The 15040-nt window shown below is 30.7% G+C and carries 11 protein-coding genes; 7 read left to right on the top strand and 4 right to left on the bottom strand.

The genetic code is table 11. The annotated features are described in order from the left end of the window. Positions 1-2: 2 nt before the first annotated feature. The 4 genes from ACI48Q_RS03320 to pepV all read right to left on the bottom strand — a co-directional run bounded on the left by ACI48Q_RS03320 (position 3) and on the right by pepV (position 5666). Positions 3-920 carry an ABC transporter permease gene (locus ACI48Q_RS03320; protein WP_474917621.1) on the bottom strand — a complete coding sequence of 306 codons (918 nt, stop codon included), beginning with the start codon at positions 918-920 and terminating at the stop codon, positions 3-5. Positions 921-937: 17 nt separating this feature from the next. After that, entirely contained in the window at positions 938-1894 is a 957-nt protein-coding gene (locus ACI48Q_RS03315; RefSeq protein ID WP_474917620.1) for an ABC transporter permease, read from the bottom strand. 69 nt (positions 1895-1963) lie between these two features. Then, on the bottom strand, positions 1964-3688 hold the full coding sequence (locus tag ACI48Q_RS03310; RefSeq protein WP_474917619.1) for a peptide ABC transporter substrate-binding protein: 1725 nt from the start codon (positions 3686-3688) through the stop codon (positions 1964-1966). A 589-nt stretch (positions 3689-4277) separates the two neighbouring features. Beyond that, positions 4278-5666, bottom strand: a complete 1389-nt coding sequence (gene pepV, locus ACI48Q_RS03305) for a dipeptidase PepV (RefSeq protein ID WP_474917618.1) — start codon at positions 5664-5666, stop codon at positions 4278-4280. Between the two features lie 339 nt (positions 5667-6005). Here pepV and ACI48Q_RS03300 point away from each other — a divergent pair, with 339 nt between their 5' ends. The 7 genes from ACI48Q_RS03300 (at position 6006) to ACI48Q_RS03270 (ending at position 15037) form a co-directional block, all read left to right on the top strand. Further along, on the top strand, positions 6006-6998 hold the full coding sequence (locus ACI48Q_RS03300; RefSeq protein ID WP_474917617.1) for a LacI family DNA-binding transcriptional regulator: 993 nt from the start codon (positions 6006-6008) through the stop codon (positions 6996-6998). Positions 6999-7043: 45 nt separating this feature from the next. Then, a complete protein-coding gene (locus ACI48Q_RS03295) occupies positions 7044-8801 on the top strand; it encodes an ABC transporter ATP-binding protein (RefSeq protein ID WP_474917616.1) in 1758 nt (585 codons plus the stop codon). Then, complete coding sequence (locus tag ACI48Q_RS03290) at positions 8740-10536, top strand: ABC transporter ATP-binding protein (RefSeq protein WP_474917615.1); 1797 nt, start codon at positions 8740-8742, stop codon at positions 10534-10536. Before ACI48Q_RS03295 ends, ACI48Q_RS03290 begins: the two co-directional genes overlap by 62 nt. A gap of 218 nt (positions 10537-10754) precedes the next feature. Then, on the top strand, positions 10755-11750 hold the full coding sequence (locus ACI48Q_RS03285; protein WP_474917614.1) for a DUF4003 family protein: 996 nt from the start codon (positions 10755-10757) through the stop codon (positions 11748-11750). Positions 11751-11989: 239 nt separating this feature from the next. Further along, positions 11990-12745 carry an ABC transporter ATP-binding protein gene (locus ACI48Q_RS03280; RefSeq protein ID WP_474917613.1) on the top strand — a complete coding sequence of 252 codons (756 nt, stop codon included), beginning with the start codon at positions 11990-11992 and terminating at the stop codon, positions 12743-12745. After that, complete coding sequence (locus ACI48Q_RS03275; protein ID WP_474917612.1) at positions 12720-13862, top strand: ABC transporter permease; 1143 nt, start codon at positions 12720-12722, stop codon at positions 13860-13862. Before ACI48Q_RS03280 ends, ACI48Q_RS03275 begins: the two co-directional genes overlap by 26 nt. Before the next feature lie 8 nt (positions 13863-13870). After that, the gene (locus ACI48Q_RS03270) at positions 13871-15037 is read left to right on the top strand and encodes an ABC transporter permease (RefSeq protein WP_474917611.1); all 1167 of its coding nucleotides are present in this window, start codon (positions 13871-13873) and stop codon (positions 15035-15037) included. The last annotated feature ends 3 nt before the right edge of the window (positions 15038-15040 follow it).

Below are 15040 nucleotides of genomic sequence, written 5' to 3'. Positions count from 1 at the left end.
TACTATTGACGAAGTCTTGGGTCAAGTGCATCTCTTAGACCATCACCCAACAAGTTAAATGCCAATACTGTAATACAAAGTGCAAGCGCTGGGAATATTAGCTGAGTCGGATAGAATTCCATAACTTCCCTTCCATAAGCTATAAGTGCTCCCCAACTTGTATCTGGAGGTTGAAGCCCAATTCCTAAAAAACTAAGTCCTGCTTCAGCAAAGATATATCCTGGTATACTTGAGGCTATATTTAGTATTAATACTCCTATAGTATTAGGAATGAAGTGTTTTACTATAACTCTCGTAGGTGATGCCCCTAACATCTGAGCCGCTAATACATACTCAGACTCTCTAAGCTGCATCAATTGTCCCCTTATCATCCTCGCAGTTCCACACCAGGCTGTGATTGTTAATGCAACAATCAAAGCTCCAACACTGTTTCCTAAAACTACTAGCATAAGTATGGTTAAAAGCAAATCTGGAACACTAGTAATTACTTCTATGACTCTCATCATAACTTCATCTACCCATCCTCCAAAATAAGCCATTACACCGCCATATAGACATCCTACAACTATTTGTACTGTGGTTGCAACAAGCCCTATAGCTATGGACATTCTTCCTGCAAACCAAACCCTTGAAAATAGATCTCTTCCTAATCTATCTGTACCAAACCAGTATTCACTACTCGGAAGCAAATCTCCAAGTTTTGTATTCATGGTTACATAGTTTTTTCCTGTGATGTAGGGTCCGACTATAACCATTAATACTAAAAACACTAATACCCATAGAGAAATCATACCTACATAATTTTTTTTAAGCCTTCTCCAGGCATCCTGCCAATAACTTATATTAGGTCTGCTTATTATGTCTTTATCCGCATCATCGCATCCGATTACATGAAAATCGTCTATTTTAAATTCAACCATACATAGTCCTCCTCACCTTATCTTTTTCCACCAGTGATTCTTATTCTTGGATCAACCACAGTATACAGAACATCTGTTAAAAATATACATATAACATACATGAATGTTATGATTATGGTTTGTCCCATGATCATTGATAAATCCTGTCCTTGAACTGCTCCTATATAATAATGCCCTAAGCCCGGTATGGAAAATACCCTTTCAATAAAGAAGGATCCTGTTATACACATGGCAATTGCAATTGGTAAATTCGTAACCAATGGAATTAAGGAGTTTCTTAATATATGCCTTGATACTATTTTTCTACTTGATAAACCTTTAGATTTTGCTGTTAACACATAATCCTGATTTATAACATCTAACATAGAAGTTTTTAAGAGTCTAGAATAATATGCAATATATACAAAACATCCTGAAAGGGTCGGTAATATTGTATATTCCCAGCCTCCAAACCATAGGTCCTTTCCTTGTGGCCATCCTATTATTGGAACCCATCCTAAGATTCCTCCAAATATTTTTTGTAAGCCCAAAGCAAAAATAAAGGATGGCGCTGAAATCAATAATATAGCCGTCGTTATTATTGTATAGTCAATCCATTTACCCTTCTTCATGGCTGCTGAAATTCCTAAAATGATACCTAATCCACCCCCTAGAATAATCTGCTGTATCCCTAATCTTGCAGAGGCTGGAAGTTTTGCTTTTATTACAGTGACAACAGTTTCCCCTGGGTAAACTATGGATGTACCAAAGTCACCATGGAGTATTCCTGTCATACATTTTATATATCTTTCTTGAACTGGTCTATCATATCCATATTTTTTATACATTGCTTCTTTTATATTTTCTGGTAGTTTTTGTACCTTTGCACTAAGTGGATCTCCTGGTACTGCCTCTAATAAAAAGAAAGTGGCTGTGGCTATTATAAAAAGTGTTAATATCATCTCCAGAAATCTTCTAATGGTATAACGCATCATAAAAATCCCTCCTTTTAAATAATGCACAGGACTTTAATAGGTCCCTGTGCACATTAATACCATTATGAATTATCTACCTTCAGTATATGCCCATCTCCACTCATAACTTGGTCCAAACTTAGGTGTCATGAAGTCTTTAACATAGTTTTGTGTAAATCTTCTTGTATCTTCATAATACATTGGAGTTATAGCAACTTCTTCTTTTACTAATATTTCTTCAAGTCTTTGATATTTTTCTATTCTCTTATTTTGGTCTGTCTCATTTGGAAGTTCTGCTAATATTTTGTCATATTCTGCATTATTTAATTTTACAGAATTATTTCCACCTTTACTTTGGAACATCTCTAAAAAGTTTATTGGATCATTAAAATCTGCGCTCCATCCCCACATCATAAAGTCATATTCCATATTATCTATAGCTTTCATCCATATACCAAAATCGCCTAATACCTGAACTTCAATATTTATTCCTAAATTCTTTAAGAATTGTTGTTGATACCACTCTTGCTGTTGTTTAGCAGATGCTGTAGCGCCCGTAGTAACATATTTAAGTTTTACTTTACTTAAGTCACTAGTGTCTTTTCCTAATTCCTTAAGCCCTTCTTTAAATAATGCTTGCAATTTTTCTGGTTTATTTAGATACTCATCTGCTAACTCCTTTAAAGGTTCTTTAACTTTCTCTCTAAAATTTACATCTCCTGCTTCTATTGCCTTTGGAACCCAACCATAAGCTGGAGTATATCTTCCAGTAATTACATCTACATATTCTTGTCTATCTACAGATAATGCCATGGCTAATCTTATCTTCTGATTTGCCATTAATCCACTTGGACCGCCATTCATATTAAATCCTAAATACCAAGCACCTGGAACTTCTCCTACTGCTGCTTGGAATTTTCCTGTTTTAGCTGCTTCTGTCCATTTTTTTATATATTCTTGTCTAGAACCTGTAACATCTAATTGCTTTGATTCAAATAATTGAGCTTGAGTTGAGAATTCTTTGATATCATTCATTTCAACTCTTTCTATAGTTACATTTTTTGCATCCCAATAATCTGCATTTTTCTCAAAAACTAACTTATTATCTCTTATCCATTCTTTTATTTTATAAGGTCCAGAATAAACCTGCTTTGTAATATCTGTGCTCCAATTTTCTCCACCTTTTTCTATAACATCAAGTCTAATAGGGAACATTGCTGTATGCACTAACTTCTTCTCAAAATATGCTGTTGGTTTTTCTAAGGTTATAACTAATGTACTGTCATCCTTAGCAACAACGCCTACATCTTCTATCTTTCCGTTGCCCTTATTATATGCTTCAGCTCCTTTTATATCATATAAGAAATATGCATAAGGAAAAGCTTTTTCCTTATTTAATAGTCTTAAATAGGAATCTACATAGTTCTGTGCAGTAACCTTTACACCATCACTCCACTTATAATCTCTTAGTTTAAATGTCCATGTAAGTCCATCAGGTGAAACTTCCCAACTTTCTGCACCTGCAGGTTCTATTTTATCCTTGCCATCCACAACTTTTACTCTAACTAAGCTTTCTTGAACCGCAGAAAGTACTACATGGGTTGAAGTATCTTGTGCTTCATTTGGATCTAAGGTTTGTGGTTCTAGTAATATGAGTTTTAAGTGTTGATCTGCATCCTTCTTTCCTGTTGTTTCCTCAACTGGTTTTGTGTCAGGATCTTTAGTTTCAGTTTTTTTGTTGCATCCAGCAAGTCCAATTAGGCCTGTTACCATAGTGGCTGCTACTAAAAGGCTAATCCATTTTTTTGACTTCATTTTTTTACCTCCTACTTAATTAATAAAATATATTTGGAAACATTTAAGTCTCCATTTTAATCCTGAAGATTTACTTTTTATATTTCTTCAGAATTTTTAACAAAACTTTTAAAGAGGCTAGATTCTTGAAGTAGTTTATAATGCTAATAAAATTTGTACTTGTAAAGATAAAAAGTAGTATAAATTACAAAACATTATATGCTGTATAGATTTAATCCTTATCTCTTATGAATATTCTATTAATATTTTAAATATTCCAACTTTCACACCAAAACTATTGTATATTTCTATATTAAATGTAATTATTAACTTAATATAGAAATATATGTAATTAGTGTAGGATATATCTAGTCAAAAAACAATACCTTATTGCCAAATATTTTATATATTTGACAATAAGGTATTTTTATAAATTTATTATAATATTACACTCTGTTTTTAATATAGTAGCTATAACTTATTATATATTCAGAATCAAGCTTAATATTAATTGCTTTCTATCGATACTATATTAAAATATAATCTAACAATAGGACTTCCTCTATATAAATTAATTTATATAGAGGAAGTCCTATACTCAATTTCTACTTTATTTAGCTAATTCATATAACGCTTTAGTGATAATTTTAGCATTAAGCATCATGTCATCTATTGCCATATACTCATTTCTTTGATGCTCAGTTTCTTCATGCCCTGGAAAACCACATCCAAAGGCTACACAATTTTTCATTGCTCTAGCATAGGTTCCTCCCCCTATAGTTTTAGGTTTATTTTCTGTATCTCCTGTGATTTCCACGTAAACAGCCATAAGTTTTTTTATAAGTTCACTATCTTCTGGTATATAAATAGGCCCTTGCCCACCTTGATACTCTATAGCTACTCCATATTGCTTTGTGGCAACTTCCATTGACTTAAGTACTTCTTCATAATTAAGATTGATAGGATATCTTACGTTAACAGTTACCTCTGCTAAATCCATATCTACTTTAACTACCCCGACATTAAAGGTCAAATCTCCAAGTTCATGTTTAAAACCACATCCAATTGCTTCTCCATTTACTTCAAGACCTATTTTTTCTGCATAGAATTCTATATATGTTTTAATATCTCCTGATGCTAGATTTAGAGAGTTTAAAAACCTAAACATATGTGAGGCTGCATTAATTCCTTGTTCAGGTGTGCTGCCATGAGCAGATACTCCCTTAATTTTAACTACAATCTTGTCTTCTAATTGCTCTACTGCCACTCCTATATTGTTTTCTTTTTCATAAATTTTAGCTCTATCTAAAATTTCACTAGCCTTAGAAATAACTGCTTCACAATTTTCAACTACTACATTACTTCTAGTTCCTCCAGTAATAGAATATACTTTAATTCCATCACTTTGTTGTTTATTCTTAAATTCTTTTGACAAATTAAAGTTCAATATTCCCTTTTCTCCATTTATTACTGGGTATCCTGCATCTGGAGTAAACGCCATATCTGGAGCTTGTTCATGAGCAAAATAATGCTTCATACACTCCCATCCCGTTTCTTCATTATTTCCAAGTATAAGTCTTATTTTTCTATTTAGCTTAACTCCACTATCCTTTAGTGCCTTCATAGCGTAGAGAGTAATCATTGCAGGTCCTTTATCATCTGAAGTTCCTCTTCCGTACATTTTCCCATCATGAATCTCAGCACCATAAGGTGGATAAGTCCAGTTATCGCCTTCTGGAACTACATCAATATGCGCAAGCACTCCTACAGTTTCCACACCTTCACCAAAATCAATATGTCCTGCATATCCATCTAAATCCTTAATTTCGAATCCCATATCTTTAGCTAAATTCATAGCATACCAATAAGCATCATGTACTCCTTTGCCAAAAGGCATCCCTGGTAGTGGAGCTTCCTGTACACTCTTAATTTTGATAATTTCCTGAGTTGATTTAATCATTTCACCCTTTAATTCATCAATTCTTTGTAAAAAATCCATGTTTACACCTCCGAAAAAATTCTATTAAATCTTATAATTTTATTTAGGTACTTTCGAAAAAGTAACTATTCAGTATGATGACCCAATTTTTTTCATATATCTTATTACAATTATATCACTATAGATAAATTATTTATTCAATTTTACATAAATATAAAACATTATCCATATTCTCTATAAATCTTTTTATACTTCTATTAATTTACGTTACAAACTCAAAAATATATCGTTGAATTATAATTTTACTATCGTATAATTATAATTATAGTATATAAATTAGGCATCTGAATAAATATGCTTTATATATTAATATAAAAATTTTTCTTAGGAGGATAATAAATGAGAACCGAAAAAGTTACAATAGCTCAAATTGCTGAATCTCTTAAAATCTCTTCTATTTCTGTAAGTAGAGCACTGTCTGGTCAATCAGGGGTTAGTGAAGAGCTCAGAAATAAAATCATATGTGAAGCTCAGAAAATGGGCTATAAAAGATCAAAAAATAATGAACATATAAATATTTTAGTGCTTCATAAGAGACCTTATGTTCAAGATAATAGTACCTTTAGCTATAAGGTTCAAGGAATTGAAAAAGCAATTCAAGATATTGGAGCAGAATATAGTGTTGAATTTATAGATACAGACATTAGCGAAACCCTAACTCTACCAACTAAAGTTGCCAAGGGTCATATTTTTGATGGTGTTATCTTTATAGGCAAGTTCGACCATAAGTATATTCAATTTTTAAAAGAAAAAATTAAAAATCAAGTTATTTATGCTGGTCATCCTTCTTGCTATGACTATGATAATGTATGGTTCAATTTTAATAATAGTGGATATAAGCAATGTGAATACTTAATAAAAAATGGACATAAAGACATAGGCTTTATAGGGCAGACTAGCATATTTAAAAATAAAGAAAAACTTATGGGGATTACTGCTGCCTTAGAAGACTACAGTTTACCTATTGAAAGTGATTTCTTTATAGATATAAATGAGGATTTTAATGAAAGAATTGAGGAATTATTAGACAGCAAAAAAATTCCTACAGCTATAATCTGTCAATGGGATCATATGGCTATAAAACTTATAAAGCTTTTATATGAAAAAAATATCAAAGTTCCTGAGGACATATCTATTATTGGAAGTGGTAATACTGAAATGTCTAACTACTCTATTCCCTCTTTAACTACAATGGATTTAAATATTGAATACTCCTGTGAAGCTGCCGTGGCACTTTTGATGAAAAGAATAAACAACCCCTCAAAACCTTATGAAAATATATCAATTAATAGTAACTTAATCGAAAGAGATTCCGTAAAGACTCTAGATTAAATTACTTCCTATTGAGACATATTCAAAAAACTAGGAGGTGAGGTTATGAAAAAGAAAAATATGTTCTTGACCTTTGTACTTAATAATAAAATATCCTATATTTTTGGCTTATTATTTTTATTCTCAGCTGCCTACATTCAAACCAAATTTCCAAAAATACTAGGTGAAACCATTGATATCTTAAAAGTTTCAAATTTTAGTAATCATCAAGTTAAAATAAATATCTTTTATATGTTACTTATTGCTACAGGAACATTTATATGCACATATTCATGGAGAAACTTAATAATTGGAAACTCTAGAAAATTAGAATGCTACATAAGAGAACTCCTCTTTGCTCATCTTCAAAAAATGTCTGCTGAATTCTATAATAGAAGAAAAACTGGAGATTTGATTGCCTATGCTATAAATGATATTGGTGCTGTAAGAATGACTTTTGGGCCTGCTACAGCCATGAGTATTAATGGAATCTCAGTTTGTATAGCTGCAATTTATGCCATGACTCAGAACATAGATTGGAGGCTTACTGTAATGTGTTTAGCTCCAATTCCTTTCATTATAGTAATAATGCTCAACATAGGAAAATTGGTTCAAAAACGCTTTAAAAGAGTTCAAGAGTGCTTTGCAGCAATTTCTGGTAGAGTGCAAGAAAATATCTATGGTATAAGGGTTATAAAAGCCTATGTTCAAGAAGATGAAGAAGTTAAAAATTTTGAAGACTTAAATAATGATATGATGAATTCTAATTTAGAAATGGTAAAAGTATCTTCCTTATTATCCCCTATTATCGAAATTTGCTTTAGTATTAGCTTTGTTTTAAATCTGATAATTGGTGGAAATATGGTGTTAAATGATACCATATCACTTGGAAGCTTTGTAGCCTTCAATACCTATTTAACAATGATAATGAATCCAATTCTCTCTATTGGACGTATTATAAATGTAATTCAAAGAGGTATGGCATCTTATAAAAGGTTAGATGAAATTTTTAAAATAGCTCCTAATATAACTGATGGAGAATCTATGATAGATAAAAAAATTCAAGGGAAAATTTCCATTCGTAATCTTAGCTTTTCCTATCCAAATTCTGATGAAAAGGCTTTAGATAATATAAATATAACCCTTACTAAGGGAAATACCCTTGGTGTAATTGGGAAAACTGGATCTGGTAAAACCACTCTGGCAAATCTCCTACTAAAACTCTACAATATAGAAAGTGGAAAAATATTTATTGATGACATAGATATTAATGACTATGCTTTGGAATGTTTAAGAGAGGGCTTCGGATATGTTCCCCAAGATAATTTCCTATTTTCTTCTTCAATAAAAGATAATATAGCCTTTTTTAAACCCTTTTACTCTCAAAATCAGATTGAAGAAGCTGCAAAAGCTAGCTGTATTTATGATAGTATAGTAAACTTTCCTCAAGGTTTTGATACTATTCTAGGAGAAAGAGGCGTTAATCTATCTGGTGGTCAAAGACAGAGAACCTCTATAGCAAGAGCTATTGTTAAAGATCCATCTATACTTATCCTAGATGATTCTCTTTCTGCAGTAGATACAATTACAGAAGGGAAAATATTAGATAATTTTAAATTAATAAGAGCAGATAAAACTGCTATTATAATTGCCCATAAAATCTCTTCTGTAAAATATGCTGATGAAATTATAGTTTTAGACCATGGAAAAATTATAGAAAGAGGAACTCATGAAGAACTATTAAGTAAAGGAGGTTCATATTATGACATCTACTGCGAACAATCAAGAGAAGTTGACACGGGATTCCAAACCGAAGTTTCATAATTCAAAAAGCTTAAGGAGATTATTGAAACTTACTATTCCACATATTAAAATGATTATCTTAGCCTTTTTTTGTGTCCTCTTAATCAATGGTGTTCAACTTATTAAGCCCTATATATTAAAATTAGTTATTGATGACTTCCTAATAGAAAGAATACCTTCTAATGGTTTTTATTCTATAACCTCTATGGGAATATTGTATTTTTTATTAATAGTTTCTAGTGGTTTTTTTTCTATTGCCCAAGCGAATATCATCAACAGTGTAAGCCAAAAAATCATGAAAAGACTTAGAGCTAGAGTATTTAAAATAATTCACTTTCTTCCACTGTCCTATCTAGATAGAACCTCCTCTGGAAGACTTATAACTAGAGCTACTAATGATGTGGAAGCTATAAATGAAATGTACACAGATGTATTAATAAATTTATTTAAAGATGTTTTTTTACTTGTAGGAATACTTTATGCAATGTTAGCACTGGATGTTACGTTAGCATTGATATCTTTCTGTGTAGTTCCCTTAATGTTTTTTTTAGTATTCTTTTTAAAAAATAAAATAAAAAGTAATTTTAAAAGAATAAAAAGTGTTATAGGTCAAATTAATGGTTTTATGGCAGAAAACATCTCTGGGATGAAACTTGTTCAAATATTTAATGGAGAAAAACAAAAGAGTGATTCCTTTATAGCTTTAAATGCTGAATATTTTAAGGGAACCTCTTTCCAAGTATGGTTAAACAGTATTTTAAGACCTTCTGCAGATGTTTTCCAAAGTGTAGCCATAGCTATGTTAATTTGGTATGGTATGGATAAAATATCTAATAATTCTCTAGAAATAGGTGTATTATATGCTTTTACTACTTATATAAAACAATTCTTTAATCCTATTTCAGACTTATGTGAAAGCTATACTACCATTCAGTCTGCCTTAGTTTCTGCAGACAGAATCTTTGAACTTCTAGATTTGGAATACATACTGGAGGACTTAGACTCAGGTATACCAATGGAGACTTTTAAAGGAAATATAGAGTTTAAAAATGTATGTTTCTCTTATAATGATGTAGATTGGATATTAAAAGATGTGAGCTTTAATATTAGAAATGGAGAAACTGCTGCCTTTGTTGGAGAAACTGGAGCTGGTAAAACCACTATAATAAGTTTAATTAGTGGCTTCTATAAAATACAAAAAGGTGAAATTTTAATTGATGGAGTTAATATTAATGATATACGCCTTAGAGATTTAAGGCGAAATATAGGGGTAGTGCTGCAAGATGTATTTTTATTTTCTGGAGATATAGAGAGTAATATTACTCTAAATGATGAAATCGAAATTCATACTATAGAAGAGGCTCTTAAACTATCTTGCGCCCAAGATTTTATAGACAACATGCCACAAGGCTTACAAGAACCAGTTATGGAGCGAGGTAGCACTTTCTCTGCAGGCCAAAAACAGCTATTTTCTTTCGCTAGAGCCTTAGCCCACAGTCCAAAGATTCTAGTATTAGATGAAGCAACTGCTAATGTAGACACTAAAACAGAAAAGTTAATTCAAAAGGCTATAGAAAATGCATCTACAGATAGAACTACTTTAGTAATTGCCCATAGGCTTTCCACTATAAGAAATGCAGATAAAATAATAGTTTTAAGCCATGGTGAAGTTGTAGAGCATGGAAATCACTTAGAACTTATGAAACTCAATGGTTACTACAAGGACCTTATCTCTAATAATAAACAACTAGCATGATCCTTTTGTAAAAATGAACTGCAACTTATTATCATTCCTGCAAATGGGAATAATGGCAATAATAATGCAGTTCATTTTTAATGCTAAATTTTCCATTTACTCCATCCTCATATTTTACCTAATATCGCATAATCATATCATCGAAGATCATCTCATATTATTAAGTATCTATTAAATATGATAAAATATAATTGATAATTTTATTATAGGAGGAACTTATGAATATTGAAATAAAACAAAGAGCTGATTTAATGTCAGAAAATTTTTATTCACTTAAGAAAGATTTTAAATGGGAAAATAGTTTAATTAATCACTTTTCTGCCTTAATTCATAGCCTTAATAATAAAACTGCAGATGTTAATAAAATTAGAGAAATAAGGGATTACATCAAAGCTGAGACCTCATTTACTTCTTACTTTCGTGGAAATACCTCATCAATTTTATCTACACTTTTAAGTTTTGAAGATGACTATAGAACCTTATTTAAAACTACCTTGGAAGTGTATGAACAATTAAAATCTCATGGCTTTAAGAGGGGCGTATACCTTCCATTAACCTCATACACTATGGCTAAAGAAGTTGCATTTGATACTCTAGAGTATAGAATATCAAGAATGAGAGAGTTCTATAACAATATGAAGGAAAACCACTTTTGGCTAACCTCTGATAATGATTATATATTTGCAGCAATACTTGGAGTTTCTGATTTAGATATAAATCAAACTAATATCAAAATAGAAACCTGTTATAAAATATTAAATAATAGAGGTTTAACTAAAGGAAACGACCTTCAAACTCTCTCTCATATTTTAGCTTTAGGCGATGAAGATGAAGAAATAAAATGTACTCGTGCTATAGAATTATATGAAAGTATGACTAAAGAAAAGTGTAAGCTTCATTATAGCTCATTATCCTCCTTAGGTGTTTTAACTCTAATAGGTTGCGATGCTTCAATTGCTAAAGAGATAAAGGAAGTCTATGAATATATTAATTCTAAATCTGGGTACAGTTTGTGGGGCATTGATAAAACTAATTTAGTTATGTTATCCACTATGCTTGTTTCCAGCTTCTATGTAGATAACATTAAAAAAGGTGTAATTGAAACTACTTTAATGAATAGCATAACCTCTATAATTCTTGCTCAGCAACAAGCAACAATAGCAGCAGCTTGTGCTGCCAGTGCTGCAGCGGCTGCTTCTTCAAGTAGTTCCTAATATTACGCTTAATTTAATACCTTTAAAAATATCTAGATATTATTTATACTAAACTCTCAAAGGGTTTGGTATAAATAATGTCTATCTTAAATCAAAGGCATTTAAAAACATATTGCTGATAATCCTCTTCATGTAGTAAATTCTTTACTCTAAGGGTATTATTGAAATTAACTATGTAGAATGTTAAAATCTAGTATAGGTTTAATTTAAAATACAACCTATATGCAAGGAGAATTAAAATGATAGAAGTTAAAGGGCTATATAAAAAATATAGTAAAAAAGTATTAGCTGTAAAAGATTTAAGCTTTACGGTTAAAGAAGGAGAAGTTGTTGGACTACTTGGGGAAAATGGAGCAGGTAAAACTACCACCCTTAGAATCCTATCTACTATGCTAAAGCCCACAAAAGGAACAGCCACTATTGATGGTTTCGATACTGCTAAGGATGGCGAAAAGGTTAGAAGCTCCATAGGAGTTCTTTTTGGTGGAGATGTAGCATTGTATGATAGACTCACAGCTAGAGAAAATATTGAATACTTTGGGTACTTATATGATATGAGCAAAGACGAAATTGATAAAAGAATTAAATATTTATCAGATTACTTTCAGTTTAGCGATTATTTAGATAAAAAAGCATCAGAGCTTTCAAGAGGTATGAAACAAAAAATTTCCATAGCTAGAGCTATTGTTCATAATCCTAAAATAATTCTTTTAGATGAACCGACCACAGGACTAGATGTAGTAGCTAGAAGAATACTATATGACCTAATTATAGAGTGGTCTAAGGAAGGAAAGACAATTCTATTTTCTAGTCATTCAATCAATGAAATAGAGAGACTCTGTAAGCGGGTTATTATAATAAATAAAGGAGAACTTATAGAAGAAGGAAACGAAACTTATCTTAAAGATAAATATGGCAAGGATAATTTAGAGGATATATTTATCCATCTAATAACAGGTGGTGGTAATAGTGAGCTCAATATTAAAAGTGTTTAGCCATGAATTTAAAATGTACATTAGAGATAGAAAGTTATTAGTAAATACAATACTATTACCTATCTTAATCTATCCATTAATAATTATAGTGATTGCCTTAGGTGCATTCTTTGCCTTTAAGAGCGAAGTAGCGGGTTTTAAAGTAAATATCCAAGGGGATAATAAGGAAATCACTGAGGCTATAAGAAATACCAAATCTATAAAAATTTTTGAGGACAAGATCTATACAGATAAAGATATTTTAGAAAGAAATATTGATGCTATAATCATAGTTTCAGAGGATATAAATGTACCAATTAAAATCAAGTATGACGCTACTAAAAAAAGCTTCATATCTGGTAATATTGCTAATACTATAGATAAATTAAAGGAAGACCATATCACTTCTATCCTTAAAGATAAAGGACTTGAGTATGAAAGTATAAATCCAATATCAATAAGTGAATTTAATAATCAAGGTGAAGAAGTCAATATGTTTGCACAAGTGGCTAGTTTGATACTGCCTATGCTATTCCTTTTATTTCCACTGATTTCAACCTCCTACTTGACTACAGATTTAGCGGCTGGAGAGAAAGAAAAAATGACCCTAGAGCCTTTGATATGTACAAAGGTTCCTAGATATAAGCTATTATTAGGAAAGTTACTTTTCGTATCTGTTGTAAGCATTATAATTTCTCTAATAGCTGTATTTGTGCTGCTTCTTACTATAATGTCAGCAATTTCAATATCAGGGTTACCTATAAGTGGAATAAATTTTAACGCTTTAGGGTTGTTGTTATCCTTATTTATATTAACCTTAACAGTTATATTCTTAAGTGCACTTCAACTTACAGTAAGCTTTTTTGCTAAAAATTATAAGGAAAGCCAAATCTTACTTTCACCTCTCTTAATAATATTAATGGTCCCAATGGTAATGTCCATGTTTATTCCAGAGAGCCCTCTCTTTTACAACTTACCAATATTTAATGTAGTATTAATTTTGAAACAGTTAATATCAGGTATTATTAATCTGGCAAATGTATTTACAGTTATAGGTTGGTTGTGTGTGTATATAGTTTTAAGCTTATTGTTATGCATTAAAGCTATAAATAATGAAAAATTTATATTTAGGGTATAGGTGATTGTATGTTTTATAAGGTTTTAAAAAAGGAGATAAAGAATTTTATCCGTGATAAAAAAAGTTTAATTTCTTTTATACTAATGCCCATACTTATGTATTTATATTTGTTTAATATAGATGGTCTTTTAGGAGGTGTTTTAGAAAACTCCTCTGGGGACTTATCAGATTTTAACTTAAAAATAATAGTTTCAAAAGAAGATGAAAGCTATGAGTTAATAAACCATATTAAAAACTTAGATAAAAACATGAAGGTGGTTATAGATAATAGAAAAGAACCTATTGAAGAATTCGATTTAGTCCTTGAATTTGAAAATGAATTTTCTAAGAAATTGAGTTTAGGACAACCTACCAATATCAATGTATATAAAAAATCTACCGATATGATGGATAAAAACTATGAAAAAATATTAGATGTTATAAATGATTTTGAAAAGGATCTAGTAAAAACTACCTTGATAAATAAAGGAATAAATATAAATATTTTAGATAGCTACTCCATAGAAAAGGAAAATGTTTCTGCCATAAGTGATGAACAAGCTGGATTCTTCTATGTTATTCCTATGTTCATATTACTATTTCCACTAACTATGGGGATGCAAGTAGTTACAGAGCTTTGTTCTACTGAAAAAGAACGAGGTACTTTAGAAGCTCTATTAATTACGAAGGCCAAAAGGACTACTATTATAGGAGCTAAATATGTGACCTTGTTAATATTAATTTTGTTAGAAATCTTTATTTCATTAGCTTCTTTTCTCATAATGTCAAAGCTATTTAATACGGAATTAATTAATATAACAACCCTAAATTTCACTAACATTACTATAATGGCAGTGATGATAATATTAACTTATATAGGAATTTCACTTATCCAATTTATAATTGGTTTATATGCAAGAAATTTCAAAGAAGCTCAAGGATATATGACAGGTATGATGTTGATTATATTAATATTGAATTATGTATTTATATTTGTAGATATAAAAAATATTAGTAGCATTTTTCTACATATACCTATATTAAATTCAATAACTATACTAAATGAGATTCTTCTTGGAATTTTAAATATAAACCATCTTTTAATAGTATCTATATGGCTCATAACATATATATTACTTATAGGTATTATCGCAATTAAAACTGTGTTTAAGGAGGATGTATTACTTAGAAAATAGCTC

This window comes from Clostridium sp. LXY-7 (assembly GCF_056172015.1).
Note: the sequence above shows the minus strand (reverse complement) of the source record. Positions and strands in the feature narration are given on the sequence as shown.

Coding starts and splice junctions, on each gene's coding strand:
- ACI48Q_RS03320 (WP_474917621.1), bottom strand. CDS start 920: ATGGTTGAATTTAAAATAGACGATTTTCATGTAATCGGATGCGATGAT.
- ACI48Q_RS03315 (WP_474917620.1), bottom strand. CDS start 1,894: ATGATGCGTTATACCATTAGAAGATTTCTGGAGATGATATTAACACTT.
- ACI48Q_RS03310 (WP_474917619.1), bottom strand. CDS start 3,688: ATGAAGTCAAAAAAATGGATTAGCCTTTTAGTAGCAGCCACTATGGTA.
- pepV (WP_474917618.1), bottom strand. CDS start 5,666: ATGGATTTTTTACAAAGAATTGATGAATTAAAGGGTGAAATGATTAAA.
- ACI48Q_RS03300 (WP_474917617.1), top strand. CDS start 6,006: ATGAGAACCGAAAAAGTTACAATAGCTCAAATTGCTGAATCTCTTAAA.
- ACI48Q_RS03295 (WP_474917616.1), top strand. CDS start 7,044: ATGAAAAAGAAAAATATGTTCTTGACCTTTGTACTTAATAATAAAATA.
- ACI48Q_RS03290 (WP_474917615.1), top strand. CDS start 8,740: ATGACATCTACTGCGAACAATCAAGAGAAGTTGACACGGGATTCCAAA.
- ACI48Q_RS03285 (WP_474917614.1), top strand. CDS start 10,755: ATGAATATTGAAATAAAACAAAGAGCTGATTTAATGTCAGAAAATTTT.
- ACI48Q_RS03280 (WP_474917613.1), top strand. CDS start 11,990: ATGATAGAAGTTAAAGGGCTATATAAAAAATATAGTAAAAAAGTATTA.
- ACI48Q_RS03270 (WP_474917611.1), top strand. CDS start 13,871: ATGTTTTATAAGGTTTTAAAAAAGGAGATAAAGAATTTTATCCGTGAT.